Below are 19,360 nucleotides of genomic sequence, written 5' to 3'. Positions count from 1 at the left end.
CCGCGGGTGCGCCGCTCGACCGCCGGTCCGGGCCCGGTCCCCGATCGGGTGCCGGCCGGTGCCATAACGTCGAGGCTGCAGCGGACCGACGAGATGAGCGCGGGAGGGTCATCGCGTGGAGCGGCCGGCAGCGACTCCCGACCCGGGGGCCGACACCTCGACGCGTGCGCGCGCCGCGGCGGTGGGGGCGACCGACGGGTCGGCGCCGCACCGACGCTGGTCGCTCGGACGCGTCCTGCTCCTCGGCGTGACCGGGATCTGCCTCTACCTGCTCGCCCCGAGCATCGTGGAGGTGCTGGCGGCGTGGCAGCGCCTCGACCGCTTCGACCCCGTCTGGCTCGTCGTGATCCTCGCCTGCGAGGCGGCCAGCTTCGCGGCGATCTGGGCCCTGCAGCGGGTCGTCATGCCCGAGGTGACGTGGTTCGACGGCGCCACGAGCCAGCTGGTGGGCAACGCGTTCAACCGCATCACCCCCGGCGGGGGCGCCACCGGCACCGCGCTCCAGGCTCGGCTGCTCGCCGACGCCGGCTACGACCTCACCGCCGTGGCCTCGGCGCTGACCGCCCAGTCGATCCTCATCACGATCGCGGTGCTGGTCCTGCCGATCTTCAGCCTCCCCGCCATCCTCGCCGGCCTCAACGTCCCGGGCAGCCTCGCCGACGCGGCGTGGATCGGGGCCGTCGTCTTCGTCGTCATCGCGATCGTCGGTGCGCTCGTCCTGCACCGACGACGCCCGCTCGAGCTGCTCGGGGACGGCCTCGCCGCGGCTGTCAACCGGCTCCGCCGTCGTCGGCCACCGATCCGCGACCTCGGGTCGCGGCTCGTCGAGCAGCGCGACGCCCTCCGCATCACCGTGGGCTCGCACTGGGCGCTCGCGGTGACCTACGCGGTGGCCCGCTGGGCGTTCGAGTACCTCAGCCTCCTCGTCGCGCTCCACGCCATCGGCGCCAAGGTCGAGCCCACGCTGGTGCTGCTCGCGTTCACGACCGCCTCCCTCCTCGGCCTCCTCCCGTTCACGCCCGGCGGGCTCGGCTTCGTCGAGGCCGGCCTGACCGGCACGCTCGCGCTCGCCGGCGTCGGCGCGTCCGACGCCGTGCTGGCCACGCTGACGTTCCGGCTGGTCTCGTTCTGGCTGCCGCTCCCCGTCGGCCTCGGCGCCGCCTTCGCGTTCCGGCATCGTCATCCCCCCCCGGGGTCGGCACCCGGGCCCGATGCGACCCGAGCCGGGGTGCGGCCGGCACACTCGGCCTCGTGACCCCACCGCGGCTCGAGCGCGCCCCGCTGGGCGCCGCGCTCGCCGACGCCGCCGCCCTCGTCGCCTTCGTGGCGCTGGGCCGGCGCAGCCACGACCTGCACGGGGGCTCCGGCTGGTTCGTCGTGGTGCTGTGGCCGTTCCTCGTGGGCTGGTTCGCGGCCGCCGCCGCCACCGGCCTCTACACCGCCCGGTCCCGGCCGTGGCGTCGCCTGTCGGCCACGTGCCTGCTCGGGGTCACGCTGGCGCTCGTACTCCGGGCCACCGTCACCGGCCGGGCCACGCCGGTGGTGTTCGGGGTCGTCGCCCTCGGCTTCGTCGCCTTGGCGACGGCGGGGTGGCGGGCCGTCGCGCGGGTCGTGACCGGCTCGACCCCCACCCCGGCGGGCGTCAGCGCCGGCGAGCGCCGCTCCGGGTGACGGCCGCGGCGCGAAGCGCGCCGCCGCCACGACCCCGTGGTCGGGGCCGCGCTCAGGGCAGCGCGGCGAGCAGGTCGCGGGCCACGACCTTGCCCACCGCGTTGCGGGGGAGGGCGTCGATCGGCACGAACCGAGCCGGGACCTTGTAGGGCGCGAGCTCGGCGCGGCACCGGGCGGCGAGCCGGCCGTCGTCGACGTCGCCGACCACGAACGCCACCGGGACCTCGCCGAGCCGCTCGTCGGGAGCGCCGACCACGGCCACGTCGCGCACCCCCGGCTCGGCGCGCAGCACCTCCTCCACCTCGCCCGGGAAGACCTTCAGGCCGCCGCGGTTGATCATCTCGGCCACGCGTCCGTCGATCCACACGAAGCCGTCGTCGTCGATCCGGGCCAGGTCGCCGGTGCGGAACCACCCGTCGGCGTCGAGCCGGTCCTCGAAGCCGGTCCCGTCGGCGTAGCCGCCGAGCCCGGCGCCGGTGCGCACCTGCAGCTCCCCGTCGACGACGCGCGCCTCGACGCCGGGGTGCGGGCGACCGACGGCCCCGAGCTTCGCGGCGCCGAAGGCGCGCAGGTCGGCGGCGCTCCACCCGATGACCTCCCCGCCGAGCTCGGTCTGCCCGTAGGAGTTCAGGACGTCGACGCCGAACCGATCCCGGAACCGACGGGCGAGGAACGGCGAGAGCGGCGCGGTGATGCTGCGCACGAGCCGCAGCGGGGCGAGCGACGTGACGGACCGGTCGTCGGCGAGCATCGCCATCGCCGCCGGCGGGAGCACGACCGACCGCACCTCGAACCGGGCGACGAGCTCGGCGAACGCCCGAGTGTCGAAGCGCTCGAGCAGCACGATGGGCGCCCCGGCGCGGAGGGCGAAGCACACGTTGTAGATCCCGGCCCACAGCGAGAGCGAGAGCGGGATCAGGTTCGGCATGCTCGCCGCCGGCGGCCTGGCGTCGCTGCGACGCGGACGCAGGGTCGTCAGCACCCGGTCTAACTGGTCCCGAACCGAGGAGTGGCGGAGCCGGACCGGCTTCGGCGGCCCGGTGGTCCCCGACGTCAGCTGCACGAGCGCCGTGTCCGAGTCGTAGCGGGCCGGCGGACGGGCCGGGGGCTGGTCCCGGACCGGACGCGCCCCGTCGGCGTCGAGGACCACGACCGGTCCGTCGTGGAACCGGCGGGCGTCGGCGGCGCTCGTCACCACCACCGCGACCGGGACCGCGGCGAGGACGCGGCCCACCTCGGCGTCGGTGAGCCGCGGGTTGACCGGGACGTAGACGAGCCCGGCCCGCCAGGTCGCGAACAGCGCCGCGACGACCTCGGGTCCGGTGAGCATCACCGCCACCGGGCTGCCCGCGGGCGCCCCGAGCCCGGCCAGGGCGTCGGCGAGGCTCCCCGCCATCCGGTCGAGCTCGCGGCGCGTCACGCGCCGGTCCCCGGCGTGCACGACGACGGCGGCGGGGTCACCAGCGCCGAACAGGTCGGCGAGCGTCACCGGCCGGGACCGGCGTCGCGGCCGACGGGCTCGGCCCACCGCGGCTCGCGCCGCTCGGCGAAGGCGCGGGGTCCCTCTTCCTGGTCGGGGTGGCCCCAGAGCGAGACGAGCTCGCGGGCGCCGGCGCGGCTGGCGTCGGTGAGCCCGGCCTCGAGCGCGCCCCACAGGGCGCGCTTGGTGGCGGCCATCGCCGCGGGGGAGTTGCGGGCGATGGTCTCGGCGAGGGCCTGGGCCTCGTCGCGCAGCGCCGCCGGCGGGTCGACGACCTGGCTGATCATGCCGAGCTCGTACGCCCGCACGGCGCTGACGCGCTCGTGCCGCCCGACCAGCGCCATGCGCATGACCGGCTCGACCGGCATCTTGCGGATCAGGCCGATCGCCTCGAGCGCCACGACCTGGCCGACCGAGACGTGCGGGTCGAAGAACACCGCGTCCGACGCCGCGATGACGATGTCGGCGTCGGCGATCCAGTGGAAGCCGCCGCCGCAGCAGATCCCGTTCACCGCGGTGATGACCGGCTTCCACACCCGCTGGTGCCACGCCGTGAAGTGCAGGTCGAAGTCCTCCACCGACTGCCGGTAGCGCTGCATGCCGACGCCGTCGGTCGCGATCTCGCTGACGTCGACCCCGGTCTGGAAGGCGCGCCCCTCGCCGGTGTGGACGATGACCCGGACCGCCGGGTCGGAGTCGAGCTCGACCCAGGCGTCGGCGAACTCGTCGCGCATGCGGGCGTTCATCGCGTTCAGCTGGTCGGGCCGGTTGTTGATGAGCCAGCCGACCGGACCGTGGCGCTCGACGAGGAGGTGCTCGTAGGTCACGGCGCCACGACCCACTCGGCCTCGCGCCGCTCGGCGAAGGCGCGGGGTCCCTCGTCCTGGTCGGGGTGGCCCCAGAGCGAGACGAGCTCGCGGGCGCCGGCGCGGCTGGCGTCGGTGAGGCCGGCCTCGAGCGCGCCCCAGAGGGCGCGCTTGGTGGCGGCCATGGCCGCGGGGGAGTTGCGGGCGATGGTCTCGGCGAGGGCCTGGGCCTCGTCGCGCAGCGCCGTCGGTGGGTCGACGACCTGGCTGATGACGCCGAGCTGGTAGGCGCGCCGCGCCGTCAGCCGCTCGTAGCGGCCGACCAGCGCCAGCCGGAGGATCGCCTCCATCGGCGACTTGCGGGCGAGGGCGATGCCCTCGTACGCGACGACCTGGCCGACCGACACGTGCGGGTCGACGAAGGTGGCGTCGGACGCCGCGATCACGACGTCGGCGTCGGCGACGAAGTGCAGGCCGCCGCCCGCGCACACCCCGTTCACGGCGGCGATGACCGGCTTGGCGATCCCGAGGTGCCAGGCCGTGAACCGCAGCTCGGCGTCGCGGGTCCGCCGGGCGTGCGCCCGCAGCCCGTCCGGGTCGTCGCGGAGCGCGCCGAGGTCCACGCCGGTCTGGAACGCCGAGCCGGCGCCGGTATTCACGATCACCCGGACCGTGGGGTCGGCGTCCAGCTCGAGCCAGGCCCGCTCCAGCTCGTCGAACATGGCCGCGTCGAGGGCGTTCCCGGCCTCGGGACGGTCGAACACCAGCCACCCGACGGGGCCCCGTCGGGACACCTCGAGGCGGGTGTAGGGCGTGGTCACGAGCGGGGGACCTCTCGCCAGGGGACGTCGTGCCACGGGTCGGGCTCCCGGGGGAGCCCGAGCACGCGCTCGCCGACGATGGTGCGGTTCACCTCGCTCGTGCCGCCCTCGATGGTGTTGGCCCGGCTGCGCAGCATGCCGTGGACCTCGTGGGGCATCGTCGGCTCGGCGCGCGCGCTCGTCGTCCAACCCGTCGCGTCGGCGCCGAGCAGGTCGGTCGCCAGCAGCTGGAGCCGCTGGTTGACCTCCCCCGAGTGGACCTTGCCGATGCTGCTCTCCGGGCCGGGAGGGCGGCGGGCCGAGCGACCGGCGCGGGCGCGCGCGTTCGTCCAGGCGCGGACGCGCTCCTCGGCGTAACACCCGGCGAGGCGCTGCCGGGCGCGCGGCTCGGCTCCGAGCCCGCGGCGCTGCGCCAGCGCCAGCACGTGCTCGACGCCGGACCCACCGATGCGGTCCACGCCGCCGGACCCCGCCCCGGCGACCATCTGGCGCTCCGACGCCAGGGTGGCGTTGGCCACCCGCCAGCCGTCGCCGACGGCGCCGACCCGCTGGTCGTCGGGAACGCGGGCCCGGTCGAGGAACACGGCGTTGAAGTCGACCTCCCCGGTGAGGTGACGCAGAGGCCGGACGTCCACGCCGGGCTGCTGCAGCGCCAACAGGAAGTAGGTGATGCCGCGCCGCTTCGGGACGTCGGGGTCGGTGCGGGCAAGCAGCACCGCGAAGTCGGAGCGATGGGCCCAGGTCGTCCACACCTTCTGGCCCGTGACGACCCACTCGTCGCCGTCCCGCTCGGCCCGGCTGGCGAGCGACGCCAGGTCCGAGCCCGCGCCCGGCTCGCTGAACAGCTGGCACCACCGCTCCTCGTTCCGCACGATCGGCGGCAGGAACCGTCGTCGCTGCGCCTCGGTGCCGTGCGCGAGGAGCGCGGGCGCGCAGAGGTTCAGGCCGAGCGGGTTCAGCCGGCCGAGGTGGTACGGGGCGAGCACCGCCTCGAGCGCGCGGGCGACCGCGGCCGACACGCCGAGGCCCCCGTAGGCCGGCGGCCACGTCGGCGCTACGAGGCCGGAGGCGCCGAACACCGGGTACCAGGCCTCGTAGTCGTCGCGGCTGCGCACGGCCCGAATGGCGTCGCGACCACCGGCGGCGGCGGCGCGCCACGACGCCGGGACGTGCTGCTCGACCCAGGCCGCGGTCGCGGCGACCGCGTCGGCCTCGCCGGTGTCGGCGTCGACAGCGGGGCGCGCGCTCATCGGCCCTCGAAGCGGGCGTCCCGCCGCTCCCGCAGCGCCGCGAGGCCCTCGCGGAAGTCGGCCGTGCGCGAGGACAGCTCGAGCGCCAGCGCCTCGTTGGCCAGGTGCCGCTCGAGGTCGAGGCCGCTCCCGGCGTGGACGAGCCACCGGGTGAGGCCGAGGGCCACGGTCGGGCCCGCGGCCAGGCGACCCGCCAGCTCGTCGGCCGTCGCCTCGACGTCGGCGGCGTCGACGGCGGTGTGGATGAGGCCCCAGGCGGCGGCCTCGGTGCCGGACAGCTCCCGGCCGAGCAGCAGCAGCTCCTTCGCCCGCGCCACGCCGACCAGGCGGGGGAGGAGCCAGGTGCCGCCGCTGTCGGGCGTGAAGCCGCGGGCGCTGAACGGCTCCCAGAGGTGGGCGTCGCGCGCGGCGACGCAGAAGTCGGCGGCGAGCGCCAGGTGGAGGCCGATGCCGGCCGCCCACCCGCGCACCGCGGCGACGACCGGCACCTGGATCGAGCACAGGAGCGCGACGAGCCGGTGGGCCCGGGCCGGGACCCGTCGCTGGATGCTCCCGACCCGCGGCCGCGCCTGCCCGTCGGCGGCCCGGGTGCCGAGGTCGAAGCCGGCGCAGAAGTCGTCGCCGCGTCCGGTCAGCACGACGACCCGCACGGCCTCGTCCTGGTTGGCGCGCTCGAGCTCGGCGATCAGCGCCGCGGTCGTCGCGTCGTCGAGGGCGTTGCGCCGCTCGGCGCGGTCGAGGGTGAGACGGAGCGCGGCGCCGTCGTGCCGGACGTCGAGGGCGGCGTCGGTCACGTCCGGTCCGCCGCGAACCGGGCGCTGATGGCGTCGAGCGCGCCCTGGAGGTCTCGGGCGTCCCCAGCCGGCACGGGGAGCCGGACCGGCCCGTGCTCCCGGCTCGGCAGCAGGATCGTGGCGCGGCCGGGCGTCGTCACCTCGCCCCGCTGGTTCTCGCCCCGCAGCGTCACGTCGACCGCTGGGCGACCGTCGGCGCAGTACTTGCGCTGGACCTCGCCCCGCATCCAGTGGGTGTCCCCGACGTAGTTGAACCGGCGGAACTCGCAGTCGAGCGTCCAGAGCCAGGCGTCGTCGCCCATCCAGTCGGTGCAGAGGTGGATGAGCCAGGTCTCGCGCATGCGGCCGTAGTCGAAGGTGGTCGGGTTGCCGGCGGCGCGGGCGAAGGCCGGATCCCAGTGGACCCGCTGCATGACGTCGGGGATGTTCAGGTCGTCTCGACGGTAGAAGCGGGGGATGCGGGCGCGGTTGGCGGCGCCGAGCCGGAGCGGGCGGACGCCGTAGAGGCCCATCCCCATCCCGACGTGCCAGCAGATCATGTCGGTCACGGTCAGGGGGCCCTTGACGAGCGGGTCCAGCTCGTCGCCCTCCGCGACGTCCTCCCACCAGCGCGGCTCGGAGCCCCGGCGGCGCTCGCGCGCGTACTGGGCGTCGATCGCCTCGAGCTGCTCGTCGGTGTACGGCTCGGTCGGGGCGAGCTCCTCCTCCCGGCTCCGCTCGCGGGCCTCGCCGCGCTCGGTCCGCACCATCAGCCGCAGCTGCGCGGCGAGGAGGTCGTCCGGGTCGCGGAACACCTGGGCCGTCCACTCGTGGACGGCCCGGCCCGCGAAGTCGCTCGGCTTGTCGAGCACGCCGACGAGGGCGTTCCGTCGCCAGGTCGGTCGCCCGGGCCGCAGCGGCGCCCACCACTCGTGGGCGCTCGCGGCGTAGTAGGCGTGCACCCCCCGCAGCGGGTCGCCGCGCATCAGCTCGCGCTGCTCGGGCGCGACCTCGGCGACCTCGTCCTCGCCGATCAGGGTGTCGCCGCCGACCAGCGCCGGCGGCGCGATCAGGCCGCCCCACCGGGTCGCGGCGGCGTAGTCGGGCTCGGACCAGAGCGGGTTGTCGTCGCCGTAGCACTCGGCCACGTGGCGGAAGGCGTCGCCGCCGGGGCCGCGGTAGTGCGGCGGCTGCGGGTGGGGCTCGGGCACGCCGATCCGGGCCCGCAGGCGCGCGACGCCCTCGTCGGTGATGCGGCCGGCGTCGCTCACGTTCGCAGTGTCGCACGGCCCGGCCGGCCTCGGCCCGGGCGACGGTCAGCGACGGCGGGGGGCGGCAACACGATCGGCGGTGTCGAAGTCCCAGACGCTGACCATGCCGATGCGGACGAGGGCGGCGGCGTCGGGCTCGGGGACCGGAGCCGCGTCCTCGTCGACGACGACGTCGATCCGCAGCGTGCCGTCGTGAACGGCGCGCTCGGCGACGCGGGCCCGCCGGTCGACCGCGTGCGCCATCGCCGCGACGCCGCGCGTCTCGCCGCGGGCGAGCAGCCCGCACCAGCCGGGGTGGTCGGGGTCGAGGATCCCGTCGGTGCAAGGGCGCAGCTCGACGCGCACGCGGCCGGGCTCCAGCTCCTCGATCGTGGTGTCGAACCCGGGCGGGAGCATGGGCTGCAGGGCCAGGACGCGCGCCACGTCCGCGCTCGACCCGGTCGCCGGCAGGGCGCGGCCCAGGCGCTCGCTGGCGATCCAGCCCGCGCCGGCCCAGGCGTCGGCGAGGATCTCCCGTGCCGCGTCGGCCCCGAACCGGTCGCGCAGCGCCAGCTCGCTCGCGCACATCAGCAGGTGGGCCTGCACCTGGAACTCGCGGGCCACGCCGACGAGGGCTCCGTCCGACAGGTCGGACAGCTCGAAGTCCGGGTCGAACGGGCCCGCGTAGTCGCGCCGACCGCCCGGCTCGCGGTCGGGGGGGCGAGGGTTCGGGATCCGCGCCAGCGGGAGCGTCGAGACAGCGTCGGTGAGCGGCACCGACCCGACCGGCTCGGCGGCGGGGTCGATCGTGATCGTCCAGTGGCAGTGCGGGTGCCGGTCGGCGGGCACGCGCGGCGGCCGGTGGATCGGGCGGATGCGCGCCCGCGGGTTGGTGGCGAGGGCGGTGGCGTCGAAGGTGGGGTCCTCGATGGTGTGGCACATCCCGACGACGCGCTCCTCGCCGTGCGGCTCGGTGTCCATGAGCGCGCCGCAGTGGGCGAGCCAGAACTCCGCGTGCTGCTCGTCGACCTGCCGGTAGCCGACGTCCATGTACTGGTGCACGAAGCCGACGTCGAGCTGGAGCGCCTTCATGATGGCGGCGACGTCGTCGCCCTCGATGCCCATCAGCTGTCGCATCCGGCGCGTGTAGACCGGGCTGGCGCCCATCCACTCGTCGATCGCGACCTGGTTCATGAGGTCGAGGTCGCCGCCGCGCATCACCACCTGCGGGAGCATCGCCCGCGTCACGATCATCCCGGACAGCATCCACTCGAGCACGACCGAGACCAGCTGGGCCCGAGGGAGCTCGTCGAGTGCAGGCGCGACGGTCATGCGGGCGCCCTCCCCTGCGCGGCCCCGGCTCGGGTCCCCCGTGCCGGGTTCGTATATCATATACGGAATCCGGGCGGGCCTCAGGCGGCGGCGAGGACGGGCACGTTGGAGAAGCCGGCCACGTTCGACATGTGCACCCGGCGCAGGCCCGATTCCTCCACGGCGTAGCGCGGCCACCGCTCGGCGATGGCCTCGAAGGCGACGCGGCTCTCGAGCCGGGCCAGGGCGGCTCCGAGGCAGGCGTGGATGCCGTGGCCGAGCCCGACCGGCAGGCGCGCCGGGCGGTCGACGTCGAAGCGGTCGGGGTCCTCGTAGGCGCGCTCGTCGCGGTTGGCGGCGCCGGTGATGAGGAGGACCGGCGCGCCGGCGGGGATCGTGACCCCGTGCCACGTCGACGGGGCGTGCGAGAACCGGCCCTGGTACTGCGACGGGGCCCAGTAGCGGAGGACCTCCTCGACCGCGGCGGGGCTCGCGGACCGGTCCTCGAGCAGCCGGCGCCACTGGTCGGGGTTGCGGGCGAAGAGCACGGCACCGTTGCCGACCAGTTTCGTGACCGTCTCGCTCCCGGCCGCGGCGAGCAGCAACGCGAACCCGGCGATCTCCTCGTCGGTCAGGTGGTGCCGCTCGCCGTCGTCGTCGGCGACCTCGGCCTCGAGGAGGCGGGTGATCATGTCGTCGCCCGGACGCCGGCGCTTCTCGGCGATGAGGTCCATGAAGTAGGCGACCTGGTAGAGCGCGGCCTCGATGCCCTCCTGCGTCGGCTGCGGGTCGTTCGGCTCTCGGTGCAGCAGCTGGTCGGTCCAGTGCCGGATCTGCTGGCGGTCGGCGGGCGGCACCCCGAGCATGCTCGAGATCACCTCGACGGGGAACGGGGCCGAGAACTCGGCGACGAGGTCGAAGGTGGCCCGGTCCCGGAGCGGGTCGAGGTGCGAGCGCACGACGTCCCACACCAGCGGCTCGAGTCCCTCGACCGCGCGCGGGGTGAACACCCGGCTGACGAGCTTGCGCATCCGCTCGTGCTCGGGCGGGTCCATCATGATGAGGCTCGTCCCCGGCACCGGGGATTCGGGATCACGGAGCTGGTCGATGGTCACGCCGTGGGCGCTGCTGAAGGTCTGCCAGTCCCGGTGCGCGGCGACGACGTCCTCGTAGCGGGACAGCGCCCAGAACCCGAAGCGCTCGTTCTCGTACGCTGGGGCCTCGTCGCGCATCCACCGGTAGGTGTCGTACGGGTCGTCGAAGAAGTCGGGCGAGAACGGGTTGAACTCCACCGCGACGCTCACGCCGGCGCGTACTGCCAGTGGTGCGCGGGTGCCGTGCCGGGCTGCCACTCCATGCACTGCACGTCGAACCAGATCGGCAGGAGGTACTTCACGTAGAACGCGTGCACGGTCACGTTCCCGGTCTTGAGGTCCTCGTACTCCTTGATCCGCAGGCGGTCGTCGCGGTCCCGGTAGGCCGTGGCGCGCGCCAAGACCTCGTCGACCTCAGCGCGGCTGTCGCAGAGGAGCCCGAGGTGGTCGTAGCCGAGCGACTGCATCGGCCGCTCGTACTCGGCGAGGAGCAGAAACTGTCCGTCGTCGACCCGCAGGAACTGGCAGGACTGGCCCACGATGTCGACGTCCGAGCTCTCCCAGCCGAACAGCTCGCCGTAGCAGGCGGCGACGTCGCGGCGGAAGGCCTCGTCGAGCGTGCCGGGCGGGAACGTGAGCTCCATGTGGTTGAAGCGAACGGTCGGCACGCCCGCACCGTATCGCCCGCCCGGACGGCCCCGCACGCTCGACGCGACGCCGCCGGTCGGCGAACGGGGGAGCGCCTACATTGCTCGGTGTGACGGTGCGGGCGGTGCCGACCGCCGATGTCCTGTCGGGCTTCGACCTGACCGACCTCGACAACTTCGCGCACGGGTTCCCGCACGACGTCTTCGTGGCCCATCGCCGCGAGGCGCCGGTGCTCTGGCACGAGGCGACGCCGCACACCCCCGACGGGGAGGGCTTCTGGTCGGTCGCCACCCACGCCGAGACCCTCGCGGTGACGCACGACCCGGCCACGTACTCCTCCGAGCGCGGCGGCCACCGGGCCCGGGCGGGCACGATCCTGCCCGACCAGGCGATCGCCGGGGCCGTGCTGAACATGATGGACGACCCGCGGCACGCCCGGATCCGCCGGCTGGTCAGCGTCGGGCTCACCCCGAAGGTCGTGGGCGACCTCGAGGCCGACCTGCGGCGCCGCTTCGCCGCCGTCCTCGAGGACGTCGGCGACGAGTGCGACGCGGTGGCGCTGGTCCGGGAGCTGCCCCTCCAGGCCATCGCGCTGCTCCTCGGCGTGCCCCCCGGGGACCGCCACCAGCTCGGCGAGTGGGTCGACCTCACCTTCGACTTCAAGGCGCGTGCCTACCTCGAGGCCACCGACGAGGTGGTGGCGGCGCAGGCGGCGATGCTCGACTACGGCACCGCGCTCATCGCCGAGAAGCGGGGTCACCCGGGGCCCGACATGCTCTCCGTCGTGGTGCACGCCCGCCTCGACGACGAGGACCCGCCGCAGCTCACGGACGAGGAGCTGCAGCTCTTCTTCTCCCTCCTGTACGCGGCCGGGGCCGAGACGACGCGCAGCGCCGCCGCCGGCGGTCTCCTGGCCCTGGCCGAGCGGCCCGAGCAGTGGCGGGCGCTGCGCGCCGAGCCGGCCCACCGCGACCGCGCCGTCGAGGAGGTCGTGCGCTGGACCAGCCCGGCGGCGTACAACCGGCGCACGGCGACCCGCGACACCGAGCTCGGTGGCGTGCCCGTCGCCGCCGGTGAGAAGGTCGTGTTCTGGGAGGCGTCGGCGAACCGCGACGAGCGCGTCTTCCCAGACTCGATGCGGTTCGACGTGGGCCGGGACCCGAACCCGCACGTGGGCTTCGGGCACGGGCCCCACTTCTGCCTCGGCGCCAGCCTGGCCCGGCTCGAGCTGCGGGTCACCCTCGACGAGCTGGCCCGCCGAGTCGAGGCGCTCGAGCCGGCCGGCGTCCCGGAGTGGACGCGTAGCAACAAGCACACCGGACTTCGCCACGTCCCCCTGCGGCTGCGCAGGGCGAACCCGAGGAGCTGACGTGACCACCACCGCTGATCCCGCCGCGCTGCACCCCGAGCTGTTCCTCCCGGAGCCCGAGCCGCGCGAGGTGCGATACACGATCATCTCGGTCGACGACCACCTGGTCGAGCCGCCCCACATGTTCGAGGGTCGCCTCCCGCGCGCGCTGCAGGACCGGGCCCCGCGGGTCGTCGAGGACGAGGCCGGCCACGAGGTGTGGGAGTTCGAGGGCGAGCGGCACTTCCAGGTGGGCCAGAACGCGGTCGCGGGCCGGCGGCTCGAGACGGTGAAGATCGAGCCGTTCCGTTTCGACCAGATGCGTCGCGGCTGCTGGGACATCGAGGCCCGCGTCCACGACATGGACATCAACGGGGTCTGGGCGTCCCTGAACTTCCCGTCGATGATCACGGGCTTCTGCGGGCGCGTGTACTCCCACGCCAAGGACCCCGAGCTCGGGCTGGCGGTGACGCGGGCGTGGAACGACTGGTTCTACGACGAGTGGTACTCGCCCCACCCGGACCGGATCATCCCGATGGGCATCACGTGGCTCGCCGACCCGGAGCTCGGCGCGGCCGAGATCCGTCGCAACGCCGAGCGGGGCTTCCGGTCGGTGACGCTGCCGGAGCGTCCGCACCGGATCGGCTTCCCCTCGATCTTCGACGACTACTGGGCGCCGATCCTCGCCGCCTGCGCCGAGACCGGCACGGTGGTGAGCCTCCACGTCGGCTCCTCCGGCATGCCCGACTTCCCGCGCGGCTGCCCGCCGCTCCAGCTCGGCGCCACCCTCTTCGGCCAGCTGTCGCTCACCGCGTGCGCCGAGTGGCTGTGGTCGGCGTGGTCGGTGAAGCTCCCGGACCTCAAGGTGGCGATGTCCGAGGGCGGCATCGGCTGGGTCGCGATGCTCATCGACCGCCTCGACAACATCGTCGACCGCTCCGGCTACGGGCTCGACGGGTTCCGGGGGATGCGGCCCGCCGACGTGCTGCGCCACAGCTTCTGGTTCTGCACCATCGACGACCCCTCGACGATCGCCACCCGGCACGCGATCGGGATCGACCACATCATGGTCGAGGTCGACTACCCGCACGGCGACGGCACGTGGCCGAACACCCAGGCGGTCATCGAGCGCTTCTGGGGCGACCTGCCCGTCGAGGAGCTGCGGAAGCTGACCCACCAGAACGCGGCCGGCCTGTACCGCCACCCCCTGCCGGCCGTCTGTCGACCCTGACCCGCCGACCCGCCCGCCATCGGCCGGCCGCGACCGGGCCCAGGCCAGAATGACCCGATGCTGGCGGCCGGGGTGTGCGTGCTCTCGTTCCTTGTCGGCGCGATCCCCTTTTCGAACCTCATGGCCCGCTGGCGGCGGGGCGTCGACCTGCGCCAGACCGAGACCGGCACCGTCTCGGGCACCGCGCTGTACCGGGTCGCGGGCTTCCCCGCCCTCGCCGGGGCGGGGATCTGCGACGTGGCGAAGGGCGCGCTCGGGCCGCTGCTGCTGCTGCACCACCCGGTCCTCGCCGGCGTCGCCGGCGGCTGCGCCGTCGCGGGTCACGACTGGTCGCCGTTTCTGCGCGGCCACGGCGGGCGCGGCATCGCGCCCGCGCTCGGATCGCTGCTCGTGACCGCCTGGCCGGGCGCGCTGCTGCTGCTCGCCACGCTCGTGGTGTTCCGGCTCGCGCACCAGACCGGGCTCGGCGGCTTCGTCGCCGCGGTCGTGCTCGCCCCCGTGCTGGCGGTCACGAACGGGACCGGCGGCGCCGTGGCCGGCGGCGCGGTGGCGGCGCCGATGCTCCTGAAGCGGGTCCTCGGCAACGCCCGCCCGGCGCCGCCCGCCGGGGCCGCGTACGTGCGTCGGCTCCTCTTCGATCGAGACCCGGTCGCGCCGTGAGCGTGTCGACGCTGGTTCGCCGGCGCGGGTTCCGGGACCTGCTCGCGGGCCAGGGCGTCTCGGCCCTCGGCGACTGGATGGGCACCGTCGCCTTCATGGCCCTGGCGCTGAAGCTCACCGGGTCGCCGACGGCGGTCGGCGGCATCCTCACCCTGCGGCTGCTGCCCGCCGCGGTCGGGGGCCCGCTCGCCACCCGCGCCGTGCGCCGCTGGGACCGGCGCCGGACCATGCTGGCGATGGACGGCTTCCGCGCCGTCGTCATCGCGGCGGTGCCGCTGATCCGCGGGCTCTGGTGGATCTACCTGTGCGCGGTCGTCATCGAGGCCGCCAGCATCGTGTTTCTCCCCGCCCGGGACGCCTCGATCCCGGACCTCGTGGCGGGCGACGACCTGCCGCTCGCCAACGGGCTCGTGCTCGGGTCGTCGTACGGGACCATCCCGCTCGGGGCGGGCGCGTTCGCGGCCGTGGCCGCGCTGCCGATCGCGACCGTGCTGCACCGACCCCTCGCGCTCGTGTTCTGGATCGACGCGGTGACGTTCCTGGTGTCGTTCGCGTACATCAGCCGGCTCCGGATCCTCGGCGCGCCGACCGCGCCGGACCATGAGCGCCGCGACGTCCGGTTCCGTGACGCCTTCCGCATCCCGCTGGTGCGAGCGGTCATGCCCGCGACCGCGGCCGTGGCGCTCGGCCTCGGCGCCCTGTTCTCGCTCGGCATCGTGTTCGTGCGGACCGTCCTGCACGCCAGTGACACCGAGTTCGGCGTGCTCATCGCCCTGTTCGGGGTCGGCGCCGCGCTCGGGCTGGCGGTGCTGCAGCGCCGGCGTCGCTCCGACCCGCTGCTCGAGGCTCGCCTCGGCGTGGCCACGATCGGCGGGGTCGTGGCCGTGTTCTCCCTCGCCGGCCACGTGTGGATCGCCGACATCGGCGCGGCCGCGTTCGGCGCCGCGGCCGCGTTCACGCTGGCGTCCGGGATGGGCGCGCTGCAGTCGCGCCTCGACGGCACCGAGCGGGTCCTCGCCTTCGCGGCCTTCCACGTCGTGATCCGCGTCGCGCTGAGCCTCGCCGCCATCGGCGCCGGCCTCGCCGCCGACCTCCTCCACGACGTGCGCTGGCCCCTGGTCGGCCAGCTCGAGCCGTCGCGCGTCGTCCTGCTGTCCTGCGGGCTGCTGACCGTGCTGGCCTCGATGCTGGTCAGCGAGCGCGTGGCCAGCCCGGCGGTGCGACAGGCGGCGCCGTGACCGTCGCCGTCGTCACCGACAGCGCTGCCGCCCTGCCCGCCGACCTGGCGAGGAACCACGCCGTGACCGTCGTGCCGATGTGGCTCACGGTGCGGGGCGTCGCCGAGCTCGAGGGGACGCGATCCCTCGACGAGCTGGTGCGAGAGGCGGATGTCACCACCTCGGCGCCGACCCCGGGCGAGTTCGAGCAGGCGATCAAGGATCGGCTCCGCGGCAGCGAGGGCGTGCTCGTGCTCACCATCGCCGGGTCCATGAGCGCCACCTACGGCGCCGCCCGACTCGCCGGCGAATCGGTGGGCGGGCCGGTGCGGGTGATCGACACCGCCACCGCCGGCGGGGCCGAGGCCCTGGCCGTGCTCGCGGCCGCCGAGGCCGCCGCCGCCGGTGCAGGGCTCGACGACGTCGAGCGGGCCGCCCGCCACGTGATCGGCCGGGTGCGGCTCGTCGCCACGCTGCCGACGCTCGACCACCTGGTGCGCAGCGGCCGGGTGCCGGGCCTCGCGGGCTGGGCCGGCAACCGGCTCGGGATCAACCCGCTCTTCGAGTTCCGGGACGGCAAGGTGCGTCGCCTGCGGCCGGCGCTGAGCCGCGACGCCGCCCTCGACCGCATGGTCGGGCTGCTCCGCCGCTCCCGGGTTCCGGGGGCGCGGCTGCACGTGGCCGCGCTCCACGCGCTGGCGGTCGACGCGGCCGACGACCTGCTCGAGCGCGTCCGCGAGCGTGACCACCCCGCAGCAGCGTTCCTCGGCGAGTTCGGCCCCGTGATGGTCGTGCACACCGGCCCCGGCCTGGCCGGGCTGGCCTGGTGGTGGGACGACCGCGCCGGCGGCTGAGCGACGCTACGCGGCGCCGGCCCGCCGCCCCAACGGGTCGCGGGCGTCCGCCTGCGCCAGGCACCACTCCACGCCGGCGAGCACCGGCGCGACCGCGGGCCCGTCGAAGGCGTGGGCGAGGTCGTCGACGACGACGAGCTGGCGCGGCTCGAGCGCAGCGGCGTAGAGCACCTCGGCGTCACCGACGGCGATGAACGGGTCGCGACGCCCGTGCACGATCGTGACCGGCGCGCCCACCGAGCCGACCAGCTCGACCGGGGGCACGGCGCGGGTCCCGGTCGGCGCGATCCGCACGCCCATCCGCCGGCGCGCCAGTCGGCGGCCGAACCCGGTCTGGGTGAGGAGCGCCGAGAGCACGCCGCGGGCGTTGCGCGGGAGCCGCCAGCGGGCGGGGCAGCTGACCGACACCACGCCGGCCACGGTGCCCGGCGCCGACGACGCGTACCGGAGCGCCGCGATCGCGCCCATGGACGCGCCGACGATCACGACCGGGCCGTCGGCGGCCACCGCCTCGACGGCGGCGGCCACGTCGAGGCGCTCCCGGTCCCCGAGGGTCGCGACGCCACCAGAGCCGCCGTGCCCGCGGGCGTCGTACGCGAGCACGTCGAGGCCGGCGTCTCGGAGCGCTTCCGCGAGCGCGACGACCCGCAGCTCGGCCACCCCGGCGGCGAAGCCGTGGGCGAGGACCACGCTGGCCCGCGGCGAGCGGGCCCGCCAGTGGCGGGCGACGAGCCGTACGCCGTCGCTAGTGACGAGTTCCACGCCCCTCCCCTTCAGCCGGGACGATACCGTCCGATCGGCACGCGGCGAGGGCTTCCGAACCCCCTATCCGGCCGTGACTGCGAGGACGGACTCGGTCAGCTCGGGCCGGCACACGAGCAGGTCCGGCAGCCACGAGTCGCGGCGGTTGTACTCGAGCGGCGCGCCATCGAGGCGCGAGGCGTGCAGGCCCGCGGCCTGCGCCACCGCGGTCGGCGCCGCCGAATCCCACTCGTGCTGGCCGCCGGCGTGGAGGTAGACGTCGACGTCGCCGAGGACGACCGCCATCGCCTTCGCGCCCGCCGAGCCCAGGGTCACCAGCTCGGCGTCGAGCCGAGCCGCGACCTGCCGACCCACGGCGGGCGGGCGGCTCCGGCTCACGACGACCCGCAGCGGGCGCCCCCGCCGCGCCGGCACCGCCGGCGGAGACGCCGTCGACAGCAGCTGGCCCCGGGAGGGGAGCGCCACCGCGCCGACGCGGACGCCGACGTCGCGCCGCCAGAGCGCGACGTGCACGGCCCAGTCGGTGCGGCCCGGCTCGCTGAACTCGCGGGTGCCGTCGAGCGGGTCGACGATCCACACCCGGTCGGCGCGGAGCCGGGCTCGGCTGTCGACCGACTCCTCCGAGAGGACGGCGTCGGCCGGGTGGTCCTGCGCCAGCAGGTCCAGCAGGCAGCGGTTGGCGAGCACGTCGCCCCGATCGCCGAGCGGCCAGCCGTCGACCCCGTCGGCGATCCCCCGGGCCCGCAGGCCCATGAGCAGGTCACCCGCCGCCGCCGCGTACCGGCCTGCGTCCTCGTGGTCGCCCACGCCCGGCATTCTGGCCGCCGACGGCCTGGCCGGCGCCTAGCCCCGCCTTCACCGGCACCTCACGTCCGTGCCGTTGCCTTGGTGGTCACCCCCCGAACAGGAGCGAACCATGAAGCGAGTCATCGTCACCGCCCTCGCCGCCGGGCTCGTCACCCTCGGCAGCGTCGGCGTCGCCGCGGCTCAGACCGGCGGCACGACGACCCCGACGACGCCGGCGCCGAGCGCGACCCACCACGGCCACGCCCGCGTCGGGCTGCTCCGCGTCGCGGCGCGGACCCTCGGCGTCACGCCGCGAGACCTCCTGGCCGGGGCGTGCGGGGGCCAGACGATCGGACAGCTCGCCGCCCAGCACGGCAAGTCGAGCCAGGACCTGATCAACGCCCTCGTCAAGGCGGCCGACCAGCGCATCGACCGGGCGGTCACGACGAGGCACCTCGACGGGTCGAAGGCGGCCGAGCGCAAGCAGCGGGTCGAGGCCCAGGTCACGAAGCTCGTGAACGACTTCCACCCCTCGAGCGCGCAGTGTCAGCGACTGCAGAACGGCGGGGTCACGACCCCGACCAGCACCAGCTGACCCGTCGCCGTCACGGTGCCCGCCTGACCTCGGCGGGCACCGGCGCGTCGCGACCGATCCGCTACCGTCCGCCAGGCCGCGGCGACGCAGGGAGCGACGATGACGATGCCCGGCGAGGGCGACCGGACGGTCCCGGCCCCACCCTCCGGGCGGGCCCGCCCGACCGGCGAGCCCACCGTCCCCGCCGGCCCCCCCGGTGGCGGCCCCGGCGGCCCGCCGCCCCCCGGAGGACCGGACGGTCCCGGGCCCGGCGACCGCGGCGCCATCCTCCTGCTGACCGGGTCCACCCTGGCCGGCCTGGCGGTCGGAGCCGTCCTGGCCCTAGCCGTCGGGAGCAGCACCGGCCACCCCAGCGCCACGACCGCGAGCAGCAGCACCACCACGAGCAGCAGCACCACCACGAGCAGCAGCACGACCACGTCGACCACCGGGCCGGCGCTGCCCCAGATCCTGGCCCTCCAGGCCTCGCCCACCAGCCCGACCTGCCTGCCGAACAACGCGGTGCTCCTGACCTGGTCGACCCAGAACGCCGTGAGCGTGACGATCAGCGCCGACGGGCTCCCGATCGGGGGGACGTTCGCTCCGTCCGGCAGCCACTCGGCGCCCTTCCGCTGCCCGCCGCTCGCCCACCACTACGTCCTCGTCGCCACGAGCGCCGCCGGCCGCCAGACCAGCCGGTCCCTGACCGTGACCGCCCTGCCGCTGCCGACCACCTCCACGAGCACCAGCACCACGACCACCACCTGAGCGCCACCCTGGCGCCCGGTGCCCGGGTCCGGCCGTGCCGACCGAGGTTTGCTAGG

Annotated in this window: 20 protein-coding genes; 9 read left to right on the top strand and 11 right to left on the bottom strand. The window is 75.4% G+C overall.

Annotated elements, in window-relative coordinates; all coding sequences use genetic code 11:
* Positions 1-115 precede the first annotated feature (115 nt).
* Positions 116-1,255 carry a lysylphosphatidylglycerol synthase transmembrane domain-containing protein gene (locus tag VG869_09360; protein ID HEV3451400.1) on the top strand — a complete coding sequence of 380 codons (1,140 nt, stop codon included), beginning with the start codon at positions 116-118 and terminating at the stop codon, positions 1,253-1,255.
* Positions 1,252-1,671, top strand: a complete 420-nt coding sequence (locus VG869_09355; protein HEV3451399.1) for a DUF3054 domain-containing protein — start codon at positions 1,252-1,254, stop codon at positions 1,669-1,671. The genes VG869_09360 and VG869_09355 overlap by 4 nt, the downstream gene beginning before the upstream one ends.
* Before the next feature lie 52 nt (positions 1,672-1,723).
* Here the strand turns inward: VG869_09355 and VG869_09350 are convergent, their stop codons facing one another.
* From VG869_09350 to VG869_09310, 9 genes are all read right to left on the bottom strand, one after another.
* Positions 1,724-3,160 carry a class I adenylate-forming enzyme family protein gene (locus VG869_09350; GenBank protein ID HEV3451398.1) on the bottom strand — a complete coding sequence of 479 codons (1,437 nt, stop codon included), beginning with the start codon at positions 3,158-3,160 and terminating at the stop codon, positions 1,724-1,726.
* Positions 3,157-3,978: an enoyl-CoA hydratase/isomerase family protein gene (locus tag VG869_09345; protein ID HEV3451397.1), complete on the bottom strand. Its 822-nt coding sequence runs from the start codon at positions 3,976-3,978 to the stop codon at positions 3,157-3,159. Before VG869_09345 ends, VG869_09350 begins: the two co-directional genes overlap by 4 nt.
* Entirely contained in the window at positions 3,975-4,778 is an 804-nt protein-coding gene (locus VG869_09340) for an enoyl-CoA hydratase/isomerase family protein (GenBank protein HEV3451396.1), read from the bottom strand. The genes VG869_09345 and VG869_09340 overlap by 4 nt, the downstream gene beginning before the upstream one ends.
* Positions 4,775-6,028, bottom strand: a complete 1,254-nt coding sequence (locus VG869_09335) for an acyl-CoA dehydrogenase family protein (GenBank protein HEV3451395.1) — start codon at positions 6,026-6,028, stop codon at positions 4,775-4,777. Before VG869_09335 ends, VG869_09340 begins: the two co-directional genes overlap by 4 nt.
* Positions 6,025-6,822 carry an enoyl-CoA hydratase-related protein gene (locus VG869_09330; GenBank protein HEV3451394.1) on the bottom strand — a complete coding sequence of 266 codons (798 nt, stop codon included), beginning with the start codon at positions 6,820-6,822 and terminating at the stop codon, positions 6,025-6,027. The genes VG869_09335 and VG869_09330 overlap by 4 nt, the downstream gene beginning before the upstream one ends.
* On the bottom strand, positions 6,819-8,072 hold the full coding sequence (locus VG869_09325) for a hypothetical protein (protein HEV3451393.1): 1,254 nt from the start codon (positions 8,070-8,072) through the stop codon (positions 6,819-6,821). Before VG869_09325 ends, VG869_09330 begins: the two co-directional genes overlap by 4 nt.
* Before the next feature lie 45 nt (positions 8,073-8,117).
* Entirely contained in the window at positions 8,118-9,383 is a 1,266-nt protein-coding gene (locus tag VG869_09320; protein HEV3451392.1) for a hypothetical protein, read from the bottom strand.
* Positions 9,384-9,463: 80 nt separating this feature from the next.
* Positions 9,464-10,666: a cytochrome P450 gene (locus tag VG869_09315; protein ID HEV3451391.1), complete on the bottom strand. Its 1,203-nt coding sequence runs from the start codon at positions 10,664-10,666 to the stop codon at positions 9,464-9,466.
* Complete coding sequence (locus VG869_09310) at positions 10,663-11,124, bottom strand: hypothetical protein (protein HEV3451390.1); 462 nt, start codon at positions 11,122-11,124, stop codon at positions 10,663-10,665. The genes VG869_09315 and VG869_09310 overlap by 4 nt, the downstream gene beginning before the upstream one ends.
* Before the next feature lie 104 nt (positions 11,125-11,228).
* Here VG869_09310 and VG869_09305 point away from each other — a divergent pair, with 104 nt between their 5' ends.
* Genes VG869_09305 through VG869_09285 form a run of 5 tightly spaced genes read left to right on the top strand, consistent with a single transcriptional unit; the run spans position 11,229 to position 16,414 of the window.
* A complete protein-coding gene (locus VG869_09305; GenBank protein HEV3451389.1) occupies positions 11,229-12,473 on the top strand; it encodes a cytochrome P450 in 1,245 nt (414 codons plus the stop codon).
* Between the two features lies 1 nt (position 12,474).
* Entirely contained in the window at positions 12,475-13,683 is a 1,209-nt protein-coding gene (locus tag VG869_09300) for an amidohydrolase family protein (protein ID HEV3451388.1), read from the top strand.
* Positions 13,684-13,740: 57 nt separating this feature from the next.
* Positions 13,741-14,343, top strand: coding sequence for a glycerol-3-phosphate acyltransferase (locus VG869_09295; protein ID HEV3451387.1), 603 nt, complete (start codon positions 13,741-13,743; stop codon positions 14,341-14,343).
* The gene (locus VG869_09290; protein ID HEV3451386.1) at positions 14,340-15,581 is read left to right on the top strand and encodes an MFS transporter; all 1,242 of its coding nucleotides are present in this window, start codon (positions 14,340-14,342) and stop codon (positions 15,579-15,581) included. The genes VG869_09295 and VG869_09290 overlap by 4 nt, the downstream gene beginning before the upstream one ends.
* The gene (locus tag VG869_09285) at positions 15,578-16,414 is read left to right on the top strand and encodes a DegV family protein (protein HEV3451385.1); all 837 of its coding nucleotides are present in this window, start codon (positions 15,578-15,580) and stop codon (positions 16,412-16,414) included. The genes VG869_09290 and VG869_09285 overlap by 4 nt, the downstream gene beginning before the upstream one ends.
* A gap of 6 nt (positions 16,415-16,420) precedes the next feature.
* Here the strand turns inward: VG869_09285 and VG869_09280 are convergent, their stop codons facing one another.
* Positions 16,421-17,176, bottom strand: a complete 756-nt coding sequence (locus VG869_09280) for an alpha/beta fold hydrolase (GenBank protein ID HEV3451384.1) — start codon at positions 17,174-17,176, stop codon at positions 16,421-16,423.
* Between the two features lie 63 nt (positions 17,177-17,239).
* Positions 17,240-17,929, bottom strand: a complete 690-nt coding sequence (locus VG869_09275) for an inositol monophosphatase family protein (GenBank protein HEV3451383.1) — start codon at positions 17,927-17,929, stop codon at positions 17,240-17,242.
* Between the two features lie 163 nt (positions 17,930-18,092).
* Here VG869_09275 and VG869_09270 point away from each other — a divergent pair, with 163 nt between their 5' ends.
* Both VG869_09270 and VG869_09265 read left to right on the top strand, forming a co-directional pair.
* Complete coding sequence (locus tag VG869_09270; protein HEV3451382.1) at positions 18,093-18,557, top strand: hypothetical protein; 465 nt, start codon at positions 18,093-18,095, stop codon at positions 18,555-18,557.
* 99 nt (positions 18,558-18,656) lie between these two features.
* Complete coding sequence (locus tag VG869_09265) at positions 18,657-19,304, top strand: hypothetical protein (protein HEV3451381.1); 648 nt, start codon at positions 18,657-18,659, stop codon at positions 19,302-19,304.
* Positions 19,305-19,360: the final 56 nt, after the last annotated feature.

This window comes from Acidimicrobiia bacterium (assembly GCA_035948415.1).
Classification (GTDB): Bacteria; Actinomycetota; Acidimicrobiia; order IMCC26256; family PALSA-555; genus PALSA-555.
This window is presented reverse-complemented; position numbering and strand designations above follow the sequence as displayed.

Bases quoted from the DNA above. Each gene is read 5' to 3' on its own strand.
- VG869_09335 (HEV3451395.1), bottom strand. From the start codon at position 6,028: ATGAGCGCGCGCCCCGCTGTCGACGCCGACACCGGCGAGGCCGACGCG.
- VG869_09320 (HEV3451392.1), bottom strand. From the start codon at position 9,383: ATGACCGTCGCGCCTGCACTCGACGAGCTCCCTCGGGCCCAGCTGGTC.
- VG869_09295 (HEV3451387.1), top strand. From the start codon at position 13,741: ATGCTGGCGGCCGGGGTGTGCGTGCTCTCGTTCCTTGTCGGCGCGATC.
- VG869_09275 (HEV3451383.1), bottom strand. From the start codon at position 17,929: ATGGGCCTGCGGGCCCGGGGGATCGCCGACGGGGTCGACGGCTGGCCG.
- VG869_09270 (HEV3451382.1), top strand. From the start codon at position 18,093: ATGAAGCGAGTCATCGTCACCGCCCTCGCCGCCGGGCTCGTCACCCTC.
- VG869_09265 (HEV3451381.1), top strand. From the start codon at position 18,657: ATGACGATGCCCGGCGAGGGCGACCGGACGGTCCCGGCCCCACCCTCC.